This is a genomic window from Nocardioides gilvus (assembly GCF_003194605.1).
In the GTDB taxonomy this organism is placed as follows: Bacteria; Actinomycetota; Actinomycetes; order Propionibacteriales; family Nocardioidaceae; genus Nocardioides; species Nocardioides gilvus.
In genome coordinates, this window is record NZ_QHKY01000001.1 from 585,592 (window position 1) to 599,894 (window position 14,303).

Genomic DNA, 14,303 nt, shown 5'->3' on the forward strand with positions numbered 1-14,303 from the left:
ACTTCAGAGCAGCTCGGCCAGCTCCGTCGGCGCGAACCACGCGAGGTCGTCGTCAGGATCTGCGTCCCGGGCACGGTCCTCGGTGTCCAGGTGCACCGCCACCACGTCACGCAGCGGGACGGGCTCCGACAGTGCGGACACCGGGGACTCCACCACCACGACCACGCGACGGAGACCGGCGACGTCGGCCTGCACGGCCAGTGCGGTCGAGAGATCCGCGGCGGTCATCAGGGCGGCGTACTCGCTCTCCTCGTCGTCGGCCTCCGCGAGCACCGGCTCGGCTCCCGGCTCGGAGACGAAGCGTTGGTCGTCCACCATCGTCCGCAGGCCGCGGACGGTGGCCGGGACGTACAACCGCACCGTCACTTCTTCTCCTGGCCCGAGGGGGACTTCGGGTCAGGGGCCGCCTCGTCGCTCGGCTGCGCCGCAGCCTTCTTCGCCCCGCGCTTGAGTGGCGACTTGCTGGTCGCGGACTTCTTGGTCGCGGACCTCTTGCTCGCCGTCTTCTTCCTGGGTCGCTGCGCGGAGCCGCCCTTGCGTCCACGCGGCGCGCGCGGGCGGGCACCCGTGGCCGTGTCGCACAGCTCCTCGAGCGTCTCCAGCAGACTCTGGGCGAGGACGTCGGCGTCCGGGACGAGGTCACGATCAGCCGTGATGCCGTAGTAGACCTTGCCGTCGTATGAGGTCACGCCGATGGCCAGCGCGTGCCCGGGGAGCAGGGGGTGGATCGGGTAGCTCTCCAGCATCTGGGCGCCGGCGGCGTACAGCGGGAACTGCGGACCGGGCACGTTGGTCACCGACAGCTGGAATCCTCGGCGCAGCTCGCCGGCCGCCACCCGGGAGCCCAGCGCGTGGAAGGTGGTCGGCGCGAAGCCGGAGATGCCGGTGAGCCTTTGGGCGCTCACCGAACGACCCGCCTCCTTGTGCCCCTGGAAGCTGTAGCTGACCTGCAGCAGCCGGACCACGGGGCTGACCTCGCCCACCGGCAGGTTGACCTCGTAACCGATCACCTGGGTGCCGAGCGACGTCGCCTCCAGCTCGTCGTCGATCACCGACATCGGGACGATCGCCTTCATCTTCTTGATGCCGTACAGCGCCTCGTCGCGGGCCATCAACCAACTGCGGAGGGCACCGGTGACCGTGGCCAGGATGACGTCGTTGACGGTCGTCCGGTGCACGCGTCGGATGCTGCGGTAGTCAGCCAGATCGGTCTCGACGGTGAGCACGCGGCGCTGCTGGGAGAGCTCACCGATGACCGGCGAGGAGACCGCGGGCCGTCCCGAGGAGAAGACCCCCGCTGCTTCGTTGGCCACCTGGGCGACCGAGGAGGCGGCCCGCTTCAGGGCACCGAGGTTGCTGCGGGCGCTCTGCACCAGGACCCGCGGCGACTCGAGGTTGTCGGTGAGCGCGCCGAGCAGCAGGCCCGAGGGGGTCGGCGTACGGCGCGGTTGCCACTCGTCGTCGTGGCCCAGGGCGCGCAGCGACGGGTCGTGGTCGAGGATGACCTGACCGAGGTCGACCGTCTCCACCCCGTCGACGAGGATCTGGTGGGACTTGGAGAGCATCGCGACCCGACCGTGCTCCAGGCCTTCGATGACGTAGACCTCCCACAGCGGGTGACTGCGGTCGAGGGGGCGCGAGACGATCCGTGCGGTCAGCTCACGCAATTGGTCCATCGTGCCGGGTCGAGGGAGCGCGGAGCGTCGCACGTGGAAGCTGAGGTCGAACTCGGTGTCGTCGACCCAGACCGGGTTGGCCAGCTGGCCGGGAACCTTCTGCAGGCGTTGGCGGTAGCGGGGGACGTACGAGATGCGGTCGGCGATCAGCTCGACCACACGGGCGTGACCGAAGTCGGAGTCGCCGGCGTCGAAGACCTCGAGGGTCGCGTTGTGCATGGGGGTGGAAGCAGAATCCATGGCCAGGATGGCCAGGTCCCGTGGCCGCAGCCGCTCATTCAATGTGTCCCCATCTCTCACTGCATTTGCCTGCTCATGGGATTCTGGCAGAAAGAACCCAGCCAGAGGAGTTCGGCCCAGATGTCTGTCCGATTGTTTTCCCGTTCGCGCACCACCGTTCGCGGGGTTGCGCTCGTCGCCGCGGCCTTCGTCCTCGCAGGTTGTTCCGCGGAGCCGGAGGAGGGCGGCGAGGAGGTCGCCGACGCTCCCCGGGAGACGGTGAAGATCTCGATCACCGACGACGGGATCTCGCCTCTGGGTGAGCGGATCGACTTCCCCCGCGGCCAGAGCGTCCCGATCGAGATCACCGCGGACCGCGAGGGCTCCCTGCACGTGCACTCCACCCCCGAGCAGGAGCTCGAATTCATCGACGGCGTGACCGCGCACGACCTGGTGATCGACCAGCCGGGCATCGTCGAGGTCGAGCTGCACGATCCTGACGTCGTCGTGATGCAGCTCGAAGTGCGCTGAGGTGGACCAAAGTCTCTCCGCCCACGGCCTGGGTGGAGCCAAGGACCTGCCCATTCCGGCGGAGTTCGCCATCCTCGGTGCGGTCGCAGCGCTCCTGGTCTCGTTCACCGTGCTGGCGATGGCCTGGCGCAGCCCGCGCTTCGAGTCCGACGAGCACACCCACCCGCTGCCGGCCCTGCAGCGCGTCGTCGACGCTCCGGCCACCCGGGTCGCGCTCCGGGTCATCGGGCTGCTGGCCTTCGTCTACCTCCTGATCCCGCTGGTCTTCGGCCAGGACCTGGACTCCAACCCGGTCTTCGGCATGCTCTTCGTCCTGGTCTGGGTCGGCATCGTGCCCTTGAGCCTGCTCCTCGGTCCGGTGTGGCGGGCCATCAGCCCCTTCCGCAGCATCAACTGGGCGCTGTCGACGCTGCTGCGCATCGACCCCGACCGAGGCCTGTACGACTACCCCGCCCGGCTGGGGACGTGGCCTGCGGCGGTCGGTCTGTACGCCTTCGTGTGGTTCGAGCTCGTGCTGCCCAACTCCAACCAGCTCGGGCCGTTCCGCCTCTGGATCACCGTCTACTGCGCCGTCATGGTGATCGGGGCCCTCCTCTACGGCAACAGGTTCCTCGGCCGGGCCGACCCGTTCGAGGTCTACTCCTCGCTGCTGGCGAAATTGTCCCTCTGGGGCCGGAGCAGGGGGCGTCTGGTCCTCGTCTCACCGCTGCGCAACCTGGCCACTCTGACGCCGGGCCCCGGGCTGGTCGCAGTGGTCGCCGTCCTGCTCGGCAGCACTGCCTACGACTCCTTCCGTGAGTCGCCGCAGTTCGTCCAGTTCGTCCAGGGCAGCACGACGAGCCCCACCCTGTTGACCAACGCGGCACTGCTCGGCTTCTGCCTGCTGGCCGGGCTGATCCTGGCGGCCGGCACGATGGCGACCGGGGTCAGGCCGGGGACCCGTCGCAGCTCACTGCCGCCGCTCTTCGCCCACTCGATGATGCCCATCGTGGTCGGCTACATGGTCGCCCACTACTTCACGTACTTCGTCTTCATGTCCCAGGACACCGTGATCAAGATGAGCGACCCGTTGAGCCGTGGCGATAACTGGTTCGGCACCAGCGACTGGGCGATCAACTGGTCGCTCGGCTACCAGGCCACCTTCGTCGCAGTGCTCAAGGTCGCGGCCGTGGTCACCGGACACGTCCTCGGCGCGGTCTCCTCCCACGACCGGGCACTGACCGTCCTGCCAGCGCGACACCACGTGAGTGGCCAGTTGTCGCTGCTGGTGGCGATGGTCGTCTTCACCGCCGGGGGGTTGTTCCTGCTCTTCGCCAGCTGAACCAGCCCTGCTTGGCGGATCCGTCGTCGGCCCGGTAGCTCTCGGGATGCACGGAGTCGACCAGCTGGCGCACGGCCCCGGACAACGAGCTTCCGGGTTGCGCCGCGATGCTCCGGCCGGCCACCAGCGCACGGTCGGTGCCGACCCGGTCGTCGGGGAGGAAGTGCAGGGAGGAGACCCGGGCGAAGCCCTCCACCATCTGGGCCACGTCCGACTGGGACCAGCCCAGCGAACTCCGCATCCGGTTGACGACGACCCGCACCGGTACGTCCCCGATCGCCTCTCCGAGCTCGACGAGGCCACGGGCCAGTCGGGCCAGCCCCACCGGGTCAGCGCTCCCGACCACGACCACCTCGTCGGCGACCTCGAGCGCCTCGAGCCCCAGGGGCCCGCCACCGAAGTCGTCCGGGCCGGAGTTCGGGTCCGCCAGGGTCGACCCCACGTCGACCACCACCGCCTCGCTCAAGGACGCCGCGGTGCTCAACACCTCGCCCAGGGCGCCCGAACGGATCTCGACCCGTCGGTCCGGACGGGGCAGCCCGGTCAGCACGGCCAGGTCGTCCTCCACCGCGCGGCACAGGGACGGCAGCCGCTCAGCCAGACTCCCACCCAGGAGCAGGCGCGACGCGGAGAGCAGTCCTGAGACCTGGTCGAGCACCCCGAGGTGCTGGGCGAGGGCCGCGGAGGGATCTGCGTCAACCACGAGCGTACGCACGCCGCGCCGCGCCAACTCGCCGCCGATGCCGGCGGTCAACGTCGTACGCCCCGGGGCACCGTCGGGTCCCCAGACCACGATCACGCGGCCGGGGACCCCCGGTTGAGGCTCTGCGTCATCGCGAGGGTCGAGCGGAACCTCGACCTCTCGGGCATCGGGAACTCCGGGGGTCAGGACGCCGCGCGGCTCCACCTCCTCCGCCAGGGCGAGGAGGGTCCGGGGGAGCTCGGTCAACTCATCCGCTGGGAGGACGGCACGCACCCCGATCCGGGCCAGGCGGGCGTCGGTGTCCTCGCGCGTGGCCTCCGCAGTGACGGCCACGAGTGCGACGCCGTGGCGTCGCAGGTGGGTGACGGCCGAGGCATCCAGACCGGGGGCATCGACCGCCACGACTGCCAGCTCGGCCTGGCCGGTGGTCGCACTCGCCATCAGGTCGTCGGTGTCGACGCATCGCTTGAGCACCACGAGACCCGAAGCGGCACCGATCAGGTCGAGGGCCTGCGACTCCCACGCCGCTCCGGAGGCCAGCAGCAGCACGCAACGCACGGGTCAGCCCCGCCCGACCAGCATGAGCCGACCGGAGCTGCTCGCCGCGAGGATCTTCGCGAGGTCGTCCTCGTTGTCGGGGATGCCCAGGACCACCTGGCGTTCGGTGGCCGAGCCCGACAGGTCGGAGGAGACCGACGGAGCCTCGACGACCACCACCGACTCCACCGCACGTTTGGCGCCCTCACCGCTGCTGGAACCGGCAGGGGTGATCCAGAGGTCGACGGTCGCGCCGGTCGTCACCGTGGGCGGCAGCAGGGTCCTGGGCACGGAGACCGAGACCTGGACGGTCTCCGGATCGAAGTCACCCAACCCGCTGCGGGGCAGCAACTCACCGGCCCCGATCCCCCGCACCAGGTGTCGAGAGGCCGGGAGCGTGTCAGCGGCCGTGAAGTACCGGTCGACGTCGGCGGGGTTGGAGAAGTGGACACGACTCGTCACCAGGTCGGACGGCGTGATCATGTCGCCGGGAGCCATGTCGGAGCGCAGCGACCAGATCGCCACGCTGTCGTCACTGCCGCCGACCACTCGCGCACCGGCCACCACGGAGACCGCGACGAGCGCCACCCCGATCCACAGGCGCGGGTCGCGCCAGCCGGGGCTGGAGGCTCGTTGGGCGGGCAGGACCTCTGTGTTCCCCAGCGACATCTTCACGACCGACATCTTGGCGGCTCTCGATGGAGACTGCCGACGTTGTCCACAGGCTTGGATCCAGCACTACGCCTCGCGTCGATTCAGTGGCACCATGGAGAAATGAGCGGGACACCTCGATTCCTCACCCTGGCCGACGTGGCGGAGGTGCTGAACACCTCCAGCGCCCAGGTCTATGCCCTGGTGCGTCGCGGCGAGCTGCCGGCCATCAAGATCGGCGGGCGCGGGCAGTGGCGTGTGGAGTCGGCCCAGCTCGAGACCTTCATCGAGCAGATGTACACCGAGACCAAGGCGTTCGTCCACGAGCATCCGTTCGTGGAGGCCGAGGCCAAGTCGAGCGACTCCTGAGGCGTCAGCCGACCTCGGAGCCCAACTTCACCGACAGCCGCTGCTCCTCACCGTCGCGCTCGATGGTGAGTTCGATGACGTCACCCGGCTGGTACGTCCGGATCTGGACGATGAGCGTGACACCGTCGGTGACCCGGTTGTCGTCCAGGGCGATCACCCGGTCGCCGTTGCGCAGCCCAGCCGCCTGGGCGGGAGAGCCCTGCGTCACGTCATCGATCACGGCACCGGCGAGTTCGTTCTGCTCCGAGGTGCTCACCCGGGCACCGATCACCGGGTAACGAGCCTCGCCCGTACGCAGGATCTGGTCAGCGGTCACCTTGACCTGCTCGATCGGGATCGCGAAGCCGACGCCGATGTTGCCTGCTTCCTGCATCAGTCCGCCCGTCGTGGCGATTGCGGAGTTGACCCCGACCACCTGCCCCGCGATGTTGACCAACGGCCCGCCCGAGTTGCCGGGGTTGATCGCGGCGTCCGTCTGCACGGCGTTGATGAACGACGACTCGTCACGACTTGATCCCGTGGTGACGGGACGGTTCAGGGCACTCACGATGCCCGCGGTCACGGTCTGGCTCAGGCCCAGTGGGGCTCCGAACGCGATCACCTGGTCCCCGACGAGGAGCTCCTCGGACGCCCCGAGGCTGGCCGGTGCGAGCTCCCGGACCCCGTCGACCTGGAGCACCGCGAGGTCGTAGACGGCGCTGCGACCGACGATCTCGGCTGCGTGGATGCGGCCCTGGTAGTCGACCACCCGGATCTCGCCGCCGGCGGCTGCAGCCGTCACCACGTGGTTGTTGGTCACGACGTGGCCAGCGCTGTCCAGGATGAACCCTGAGCCCGTGCCGTTGGCCTGGCCACTGGTGGCGAGGATCTGCACGGTGCTGGGCAGCAGTTCACCTGCCACGGCGGAGACGGAGGTGTTCCCCTCCTCGAGCGGGGGCGCGGTCCGCACCCCGGACTTCTGCAGACCCAACGACGGTCCCCCGAACTCCTCGTGCAGGGTGGCACCGAGCGCGCCACCGATGAGTCCGACCACCAACGCCAGCGCTGCCAGGGCCGGCCAGGTCCAACCGGGCACCCCACGCCGGCCGGGCCGGGCCACCGGGGCGAGCGGGGCTGGCGGGGCGAGCGGGGCGAGCGGGGCTGGCGGGGCGAGCGGGGCTGGCGGGGCGAGCGGGGCTGGCGCCGGCGGGACCTCGCTCCCCGGGGTCATGGCTTCAGCGGGGGTGGGTGCCTGGTACGTCGGAGTCGGCGCCTCGTGCATCGGCGCCGGTGCCTCGTACGTCGGGGGTGTCGCCCCCGAAGTCGGAGTCGGCGCAGCCGGGGACTCGGGGTGCTGGGGGTCCTGCGGCGGGTGCGGGGGGCGCGTTGAGTCGTCGGTCACGGAGCAATCTTCTCCCGAACGACGCTCAGTCGCACGGAAGTGGTCGCCGAAGGTGTCGACGAGGGAACCGAGGGCGCGACCGGGACCGGCCGGGTGTCCGCCGAGGCCGAGGGGGGCACGATGCTGGTCACCGGCCCGCGACGGTCCATCTGCGGGGCGTTGGCCGGAGCAGCACCCAGCGCGATCACGCCCACCACGGCCATCCCCAGGGCACTGCCGCTCAGGGCAACGAGGTGGCGCGTCCGCAGGGCTGGCTGTGACGCCGCGGTCTCACCGACCGGGAGACCCATCGGCACGCCGGCCGCGAAGGAAGGACTCAACAGGCTCTCGCGCAACGAGTGCGACGAGGCCGAGTGGTCATGGCTCAACTGGGCGAGTCGGGTCTTGACCCATCCCTCACGCTCGACCGCGTCACGGCACGGGTGGCACAGGTGCACGTGCTCCCACGCCCGCTCCTCGTCGGCCTGGGGCAGGCGTCCGTCCAGGAGTGCGCTGACCCGGGACCCGAGGTGCCCGATCACGAGGCACCTCCCAGCACCCGGATCGGTTCCGTGGAGGGGCCTGAATACCGCTCCCGTCCGCCGGCCGGGGCGCGGTGGGCCAGCGCCGTGCGCAGCATCGCTCGGCCTCGGTGGATGCGCGAGCGCACCGTGCCGAGCTTGGCGTCCATGATGGCGGCGATCTCCTCGTACGAGAGACCCTCGACGTCACAGAGCACGACGGCCGCGCGGAAGTCGGGCGGGAGCGTGGCCAGCGCTCGTTCGATGTCGTCGTCGAAGCTCTGCTCGGCGATCTCGATGTCCGGCGTGGGGCCCTTGCTGCTGAGCCGGCTGGCCCGCTCGTCGGAGAGCGCGTCGAACCGGATCCGCTGCTTGCGACGGGCCTGGTCGAGGAAGATGTTGGTGGTGATGCGGTGCAGCCAGCCGTCGAAGGTGCCGGGCGTGTAGGTGTCGAGCTTGCGGAAGACCCGGACGAAGACCTCCTGCGTGAGGTCCTCGGCATCGTGCCGGTTGCCGGTCAGTCGGTAGGCGAGCCGGAAGACCCGGTCGGAGTGCTGCGTGACGACCTCGTCCCACGTGGGGACGGCGTCCAGGGGCTGCGGCTCCATGGCTTCCTCCGGTTGACGCGGGCGATGCGGAAGTCCGAACAAGACTCGTACTCCTGGTGCTCGGGCCACTGAGGCTATGACGACGGACTGAGAGGAACCTGTGAGGCGATGAAGAAGTGCCTCACAGTCACAACGAGTCGCCACGAGCCTGTGTTCCCGCTGCTGGGACTCTCTCGTTGACGATAGAGTTCCGCAGGCAGGCCGTGCCCGCGGCGACCACGCGCTCCACCCGGCCCCTGAGGGGGCCGACCCGACCCAGGAGGTCATCATCACCGCTCCGATCAAGCCTTCGAGCTGGAACTACGCCGAGCAGTTCGTGACCGAGGACGAGGTGCTCCTCGCCGCCCGGGCGCGCGCCGACGAGGTCGGGGTCTCCCCGATCAGCTCCGGGGTCGGCGCAACGCTGCGCTTCCTGGCTGCGGTGCTGGAGGCTCGTACGGTCGTGGAGATCGGGACCGGGACCGGCGTCTCCGGGCTCTGGATGCTGCGCGGCATGCGCCCCGACGGCGTCCTGACCACGGTCGACATCGAGGCCGAGCACCAGCGGCTGGCCAAGGAGACCTTCGCCGAGGCCGGCATCCCCTCGCAGCGGGCCCGCACCATCTCCGGCTCGGCGCTGGACGTGCTCCCCCGCCTGACCGACGGTCACTACGACCTCGTCTTCGTCGACGGCGACAAGCGCGAGTACTCCGCCTACCTGGCCGAGGCGCTGCGCCTGCTGCGCCCCGGCGGCGTGGTGGCCTTCGACAACGCCCTGTGGCACGACCGGGTCGCCGACCCGTCGCAGCGGGACTCCGAGACGTTGGCCATCCGCGAGCTCAGTCGACTGATCTCCGAGCACGACTCGCTGGTGCCGGTCCTGCTGCCCGTCGGTGACGGTCTGCTGGTGGCCAAGAAGGAGTGGGCCGGAGAAGTGTGACCGGAGAGGTCTGACCTGCGACGTACGCCGGTCAGCCGCGCGCGGTCGCTTCGAACCCTTCCCAGCCCTCGGCGATCGCGACGACCTCGAACGGTTCGACGAGGTCGGGCGGTGACCCCACGATCTCGGAGACCGGCGAGGTCGCTGCTCCGGCGCGGAAGGTCGACTCGAACTCGCTGCGCGCCTCGTCACTGAGGAAGACGTACGTGCCCTCGAACCATTCGCCCTCGCGCATGCGCCAGGTCTTGAACCGCAGCCCCTGCATGCCGGTGAAACGCGGGAACGAGGCCTCCGCGACGTAGTCGCGCAACAGTTGGGCTGCGTCCTGAGGAGCGTCCGTGAGGGACCACCGGACGGTGAGGCCCTTCATCGCGCACCCACCGCGGCCAAGGGCTCGGCCTGACCGAGCCAGTCCAGCAGCAGTCGCGGGCCGAATCCGGTCGGCCCCTCGGTCCACTCGTGCCGGTCGGAGGTCGAGTCGCCCACCGACGCGATGTCGAGGTGGGCCCAGGGCAGGCCTCCGGTGAAGTGCTGCAGGAAGAGCGCCGCAGTGATGGCGCCGGGGCCCCCCGCAGCATTGTCGGCGTCGGCCACCTTCGACTCGAGCTTCTCCTCGTAGTCCGCAGCCAGGGGCATCCGCCAGAGCGGCTCGCCGGCGGCGTCTCCGCACTCGAGGAGCCGCTGGGCGAGGACCTCGTCGTTGGCGAACAGGCCACCGGTCTGGAGCCCGAGAGCGACCTTCATCGCGCCGGTGAGCGTGGCGACGTCGACCAGGACGTCCGGCTCGAGCTCGGCGACGGCGTAGGCCATCGCGTCGGCCAGCACGAGACGTCCCTCCGCGTCGGTGTTGTTGACCTCCGAGGTCCGTCCACCGAAGTGGGTGATCACGTCGCCCGGACGCAGGGCGTCGCCGCCGACCGCGTTCTCGGCGGCAGCGACCAGACCGGTCACCCGTACGCGGCAGCCGACGTCCGCGAGTGCCGCCATGGTGGCCAGCACCACCGCTCCACCGGTCATGTCGCGCTTCATGGTGGCCATGCCCTGCGCGGGCTTGATACTCAGGCCTCCGGAGTCGAACGTGATGCCCTTGCCCACCAGCACCACGTGGCGCAGGTCCGACCCGTGCTCGGCCGACGGCTCGTACGAGACCTGGATCAGCCGGGGCGGGGTGGCCGAGGCCCGACCGACGCCCAGGATCCCGCCGAACCCCTGCTCGGCCAGTTCCTTCTCGTCCCACACCCGGACCGCGAGGCCGGCCGGGGCAGCCATCTCGACGGCCTGGTCGGCGAGCCAGGCGGGGTTCTTCAAGTTGGACGGCACGGTCGCGAGCAGTCGCGAACGCCAACCGGCTCCACCCAGCGCGAGCGCGAGACGCAGCTCGTCGCGGTGAGTGGGTGACTCGTCGAGCCCCGCGAGCACGACCCGGGGAACCGGGCGCGCCTTCGCGCCCTCGGAGCGCCAGTGGAACTCGAAGGAGCCCAGCATGGTGCCGATGACGAAGGCGCGGAACTCAGCAGGCGGCGCGATGGAGGCGATCGAGGTCGCGACGCTGGCGCGGTCCTTGACCGCTCGGGCCAACGCCGCTCCTGCCCGTCGGAAGGAAGTGCTGGACAGGTCGCCCACGCCCACCAGGAGCACCAGTCGCCACTCGCCCACCAGCACGGGAACGCGAGTGATCTCGCCCGCCCTGCCCGTGGCCGCCATGCCTTCGAGCACACCGAGGAGATCCACGCCCAGCGCTTCGGACGCCTCGTCGGCACCCGGCCCGAGCACGACTGAACCCCCGTCGGTCTCGGCCGGGAGGACAGGGAGGGCCAAGCACTCCACACCGCCCAGCTCGTGGGGCGCGAGAGAACTCAGCGCGAATTCAGGAGGTGAGACCTGAGCGGGCATCGACACCGGATTGCTCGCGGTCACGATCAGCCGACGACGTCCTTGAGGGCGTCGCCCAGGGCAACGGCTTCATCGGCCTTGAGCTCCACCACGAGCCGACCTCCACCCTCCAGAGGGACGCGCATCACGATGCCGCGACCTTCCTTGGTGACCTCCAACGGTCCGTCGCCAGTCCTCGGCTTCATGGCCGCCATGAGCGCACCTCTGCTTCCTGTGGTTGCGCGACCGGGTGGTCGCAGGGAAATGCCGTGGCCTCCATTATCCCCCATACGGGGAGTGACTCGCACCACAGGGCCAGAACCCGCACTCGCGCGCACACACGCGAGCCCGTGAGGACTCAGACGACCCCGGTGGCAAACGCCCACGTGAAGACGAGGACACCGAGCAACAGTCCGATGTGCGCCAAGAGGGAGAGTCCCGGACCCTCGGCCCATTCGTCCTCCCCGACGACGTCGGCGTGGCGCCCGTGCGAGGGGAGCCAGCGCAGGAGCAGGGCAAGGCCCGCGAAGGCAGTGACCCACCACAGCAGGAGGGCGACGATTCCCACCACCGGACCGCCCAGGAAGGACGACTTGGGCATCACGAGGAAGACCGCCCACACCAGGACGGCCAGGGCGCCCACCGCGGTGTGGACGTTGAGGATCGTACGGCTCACGGTCTTGCTGCTGCTGGAGTCCTCCGCGCCCAGTCGCTTGCGCGTGAGCGCGACGACAACCAGACCGAGCAGGCTCAGGACCCAGACGATGATTTGAGGAGACACAGCCCTGAGTCTGCACCAGAGCCCACCGGGAGCGCCACGAACTCGGTCTGTCGCCTCAGTCTGCGCTCGGTTGGCCCTGAACTTCGTCGGCCTGTTCCAGTTGCTCGGCCACCCGGTCGAGCAGGGCGTCGACCTCGTCCATCCGGTACCCCCGGAACGCGAGGCCGAAGCGGACCGTACGCAGGTCCTGGGCCCGGACCGGTCCCCCGCCGGATTCCGTCCGACCGAGCCGGGTCTCCGCGTCGGGCAGGTGCCCGAAGCGTCCAGCGGCGACCGCAGCCACCACTCCCAGCACCAGCACGCCCAGGATCACCGCGAGCCACATCATCGTCTGCTCCCCCTCAGTCCCACTGGCCGCGCCGCCGTGGTGGCGAGGCGATCCGGTCCTCGCGGGAGGCCACCATCACGGCCACGGCCTCCTCGACGTCGTCGGTGATGGTCAGCAGGTCGAGGTCCGACTGCTTGATCATGCCGCGCGAGAGCACAGTGTCCCGGAGCCAGTCGACCATGCCCGACCAGTAGTCGACCCCGAGCAGCACGATGGGGAAGGAGGTCACGGTCCCGGTCTGGACGAGGGTCATCGCCTCGAAGAGCTCGTCGAGCGTGCCCACCCCACCGGGCAGCACCACGAAGCCCTGGGAGTACTTCACGAACATCGTCTTGCGGGCGAAGAAGTAACGGAAGTTGAGACCCTTGTCGACCCAGGAGTTGAGGCCCGCTTCGAAGGGCAGCTCGATCCCCAGACCGACGCTCACCCCGCCGGATTCACTGGCTCCCTTGTTGGCCGCCTCCATGGCTCCGGGGCCGCCACCCGTGATGACGGCAAAGCCGGCCTCGACGAGGCCGCGGGCCACCCGCTCCCCCATTGCGTAGTCGGGGTGATCGGCAGGCGTGCGGGCAGACCCGAAGACCGAGATCGCCGCGCCGAGGTCGGCCAGTGCGCCGAAGCCCTCGATGAACTCCGCCTGGATCCGCATCACGCGCCACGGGTCCGTGTGCACCCAGTCGGAGGGGCCACGGGAGTCGAGCAGACGCTGGTCGTGCGTCTCCTCGTTGATCTGACCGCGGCGCAGCCGCACCGGCCCCTGGAACTGGTCCCTCATCTCGACTCTCCTGTCTGCTGGGTCGCAGGCGTCGGCCCGGTCAACCACGTCCGCAGTCCGTCCTCGCACGCGATGATGTCGGCCACCGGCACGTGCTCGTCCTTCTTGTGGGCGAAGAGCGGGTCGCCGGGACCATAGTTGACCGCGGGGATGCCGAGTGCCGAGAACCGCGCCACGTCGGTCCAACCGAACTTCGGGTGGACCTCCCTGCCCACCGCCTCCACGAACGCCTTCGCGGCCGGTCGGTCCAACCCGGGCAGGGCACCGGGGGCAGAGTCGGTGACGCGGACGTCGAAGCCGGCGAAGAACTCGCGGACGTACGCCTCAGCTTCCTGCTCCGAGCGGTCGGGGGCGAAACGGAAGTTGACCTCCACGACGCATTCGTCGGGCACCACGTTGCCCGAGACCCCGCCGTTGATCCCGACCGCGTTGAGCCCTTCGTGGTACTCGAGTCCGTCGATCACCGGACGTCGCGCCTCGTAGGCCGCGAGACGGTTGAGGATCTCCCCGGCGCCGTGGATCGCGTTCACCCCGCGCCAACTGCGTGCCGAGTGGGCGCGTTCGCCGAACGTACGGACCTCGACCCGAAGGGTGCCCTGGCAGCCTGCCTCGACGCCCGCGTTGGAGGGCTCCATCAGGATGGCGAAGTCGGCAGCCAGCAGGTCGGGATCGCTCTCCGCGAGCAGGCGCAGGCCGTTGAACTCGGAGGCGACCTCCTCCGCGTCGTACAGGATGAACGTGAGGTCGCGGTTGGGCTCAGTCAGGGTCGCGGCGATCTTGAGGATGACGGCGTCGCCGCTCTTCATGTCACACGTGCCGAGCCCGTGCAGGAGGTCACCGTCACGCCGGGCCGGGAGGTTGTCGTTGAGCGGCACGGTGTCGAGGTGACCGGCCAGGACGACCCGCTCGTCGCGCCCCAGGTGCGTACGGGCGACGAGGGTGTGGCCGCGGCGGGTGACCTCGAGGTGGTCCAGGGTCCGCAACGCCCGCTCCACGGCGTCGGTGATCTCCTGCTCCTGGTGGCTCACCGAGAAGATGTTCACCAGCTGCTCGGTCAGGGTGACGACGTCCGCCGCCAGGTCCACGCTCGCGATCTGGGACTCAGTCATGCCTCCATCCAATCATCCGGGCC

The 14,303-nt window shown here is 69.9% G+C and carries 18 protein-coding genes; 4 read left to right on the forward strand and 14 right to left on the reverse strand.

The features are described from left to right. Positions 1-3: 3 nt before the first annotated feature. Both DNK52_RS02845 and DNK52_RS02850 read right to left on the reverse strand, forming a co-directional pair. A complete protein-coding gene (locus DNK52_RS02845) occupies positions 4-366 on the reverse strand; it encodes a DUF6912 family protein (protein WP_110239305.1) in 363 nt (120 codons plus the stop codon). Beyond that, positions 363-1,976, reverse strand: coding sequence for a WS/DGAT/MGAT family O-acyltransferase (locus DNK52_RS02850; protein ID WP_275426128.1), 1,614 nt, complete (start codon positions 1,974-1,976; stop codon positions 363-365). Before DNK52_RS02850 ends, DNK52_RS02845 begins: the two co-directional genes overlap by 4 nt. 60 nt (positions 1,977-2,036) lie before the next feature. Between DNK52_RS02850 and DNK52_RS02855 the strand changes: the two genes are divergently transcribed. Beyond that, a complete protein-coding gene (locus tag DNK52_RS02855; RefSeq protein WP_110239309.1) occupies positions 2,037-2,426 on the forward strand; it encodes a hypothetical protein in 390 nt (129 codons plus the stop codon). Between the two features lies 1 nt (position 2,427). After that, positions 2,428-3,747: a hypothetical protein gene (locus tag DNK52_RS02860; RefSeq protein ID WP_110239311.1), complete on the forward strand. Its 1,320-nt coding sequence runs from the start codon at positions 2,428-2,430 to the stop codon at positions 3,745-3,747. On the opposite strand, the gene DNK52_RS02865 is transcribed toward DNK52_RS02860, so the two are convergent. Together DNK52_RS02865 and DNK52_RS02870 are read right to left on the reverse strand one after the other, a co-directional pair. Further along, entirely contained in the window at positions 3,710-4,999 is a 1,290-nt protein-coding gene (locus DNK52_RS02865; RefSeq protein ID WP_110239313.1) for a CpaE/TadZ family protein, read from the reverse strand. The genes DNK52_RS02860 and DNK52_RS02865 overlap by 38 nt on opposite strands. Before the next feature lie 12 nt (positions 5,000-5,011). After that, the gene (locus tag DNK52_RS02870; protein WP_162598567.1) at positions 5,012-5,662 is read right to left on the reverse strand and encodes a hypothetical protein; all 651 of its coding nucleotides are present in this window, start codon (positions 5,660-5,662) and stop codon (positions 5,012-5,014) included. A 99-nt stretch (positions 5,663-5,761) separates the two neighbouring features. Between DNK52_RS02870 and DNK52_RS02875 the strand changes: the two genes are divergently transcribed. After that, positions 5,762-6,007, forward strand: coding sequence for a helix-turn-helix domain-containing protein (locus DNK52_RS02875; RefSeq protein WP_110239317.1), 246 nt, complete (start codon positions 5,762-5,764; stop codon positions 6,005-6,007). 4 nt (positions 6,008-6,011) lie between these two features. Here the strand turns inward: DNK52_RS02875 and DNK52_RS02880 are convergent, their stop codons facing one another. Genes DNK52_RS02880 through sigE form a run of 3 tightly spaced genes read right to left on the reverse strand, consistent with a single transcriptional unit; the run spans position 6,012 to position 8,496 of the window. Continuing rightward, positions 6,012-7,388 carry a S1C family serine protease gene (locus DNK52_RS02880; protein WP_162598568.1) on the reverse strand — a complete coding sequence of 459 codons (1,377 nt, stop codon included), beginning with the start codon at positions 7,386-7,388 and terminating at the stop codon, positions 6,012-6,014. Further along, positions 7,385-7,909, reverse strand: a complete 525-nt coding sequence (locus tag DNK52_RS02885; protein WP_110239320.1) for a hypothetical protein — start codon at positions 7,907-7,909, stop codon at positions 7,385-7,387. Before DNK52_RS02885 ends, DNK52_RS02880 begins: the two co-directional genes overlap by 4 nt. Continuing rightward, positions 7,906-8,496: an RNA polymerase sigma factor SigE gene (gene sigE / locus DNK52_RS02890; RefSeq protein WP_110239322.1), complete on the reverse strand. Its 591-nt coding sequence runs from the start codon at positions 8,494-8,496 to the stop codon at positions 7,906-7,908. The genes DNK52_RS02885 and sigE overlap by 4 nt, the downstream gene beginning before the upstream one ends. Before the next feature lie 316 nt (positions 8,497-8,812). Between sigE and DNK52_RS02895 the strand changes: the two genes are divergently transcribed. Continuing rightward, complete coding sequence (locus DNK52_RS02895; RefSeq protein WP_275426129.1) at positions 8,813-9,415, forward strand: O-methyltransferase; 603 nt, start codon at positions 8,813-8,815, stop codon at positions 9,413-9,415. Positions 9,416-9,446: 31 nt separating this feature from the next. Here the strand turns inward: DNK52_RS02895 and DNK52_RS02900 are convergent, their stop codons facing one another. From DNK52_RS02900 to dapE, 7 genes are all read right to left on the reverse strand, one after another. Next, a complete protein-coding gene (locus DNK52_RS02900; protein WP_110239326.1) occupies positions 9,447-9,785 on the reverse strand; it encodes a hypothetical protein in 339 nt (112 codons plus the stop codon). Further along, positions 9,782-11,242, reverse strand: coding sequence for a leucyl aminopeptidase family protein (locus tag DNK52_RS02905; RefSeq protein WP_239455406.1), 1,461 nt, complete (start codon positions 11,240-11,242; stop codon positions 9,782-9,784). Before DNK52_RS02905 ends, DNK52_RS02900 begins: the two co-directional genes overlap by 4 nt. Positions 11,243-11,334: 92 nt before the next feature. Next, positions 11,335-11,502, reverse strand: a complete 168-nt coding sequence (locus DNK52_RS02910) for a DUF3117 domain-containing protein (protein WP_110239328.1) — start codon at positions 11,500-11,502, stop codon at positions 11,335-11,337. A gap of 143 nt (positions 11,503-11,645) precedes the next feature. Further along, the gene (locus DNK52_RS02915; protein ID WP_110239330.1) at positions 11,646-12,068 is read right to left on the reverse strand and encodes a hypothetical protein; all 423 of its coding nucleotides are present in this window, start codon (positions 12,066-12,068) and stop codon (positions 11,646-11,648) included. Between the two features lie 55 nt (positions 12,069-12,123). Continuing rightward, complete coding sequence (locus DNK52_RS02920; RefSeq protein ID WP_239455348.1) at positions 12,124-12,396, reverse strand: DivIVA domain-containing protein; 273 nt, start codon at positions 12,394-12,396, stop codon at positions 12,124-12,126. 13 nt (positions 12,397-12,409) lie between these two features. Beyond that, positions 12,410-13,171 (reverse strand): LOG family protein, encoded by a 762-nt coding sequence (locus tag DNK52_RS02925; RefSeq protein ID WP_110239332.1) that lies wholly within the window; start codon positions 13,169-13,171, stop codon positions 12,410-12,412. Beyond that, positions 13,168-14,280 (reverse strand): succinyl-diaminopimelate desuccinylase, encoded by a 1,113-nt coding sequence (gene dapE, locus DNK52_RS02930; RefSeq protein ID WP_110239334.1) that lies wholly within the window; start codon positions 14,278-14,280, stop codon positions 13,168-13,170. The genes DNK52_RS02925 and dapE overlap by 4 nt, the downstream gene beginning before the upstream one ends. Positions 14,281-14,303 lie beyond the last annotated feature (23 nt).

Excerpts from the sequence above, each read along its gene's own strand:
- DNK52_RS02910 (WP_110239328.1), bottom strand. The coding sequence starts at position 11,502 with ATGGCGGCCATGAAGCCGAGGACTGGCGACGGACCGTTGGAGGTCACC.
- DNK52_RS02900 (WP_110239326.1), bottom strand. The coding sequence starts at position 9,785 with ATGAAGGGCCTCACCGTCCGGTGGTCCCTCACGGACGCTCCTCAGGAC.
- DNK52_RS02855 (WP_110239309.1), top strand. The coding sequence starts at position 2,037 with ATGTCTGTCCGATTGTTTTCCCGTTCGCGCACCACCGTTCGCGGGGTT.
- DNK52_RS02925 (WP_110239332.1), bottom strand. The coding sequence starts at position 13,171 with ATGAGGGACCAGTTCCAGGGGCCGGTGCGGCTGCGCCGCGGTCAGATC.
- DNK52_RS02875 (WP_110239317.1), top strand. The coding sequence starts at position 5,762 with ATGAGCGGGACACCTCGATTCCTCACCCTGGCCGACGTGGCGGAGGTG.
- DNK52_RS02920 (WP_239455348.1), bottom strand. The coding sequence starts at position 12,396 with ATGATGTGGCTCGCGGTGATCCTGGGCGTGCTGGTGCTGGGAGTGGTG.
- sigE (WP_110239322.1), bottom strand. The coding sequence starts at position 8,496 with ATGGAGCCGCAGCCCCTGGACGCCGTCCCCACGTGGGACGAGGTCGTC.
- dapE (WP_110239334.1), bottom strand. The coding sequence starts at position 14,280 with ATGACTGAGTCCCAGATCGCGAGCGTGGACCTGGCGGCGGACGTCGTC.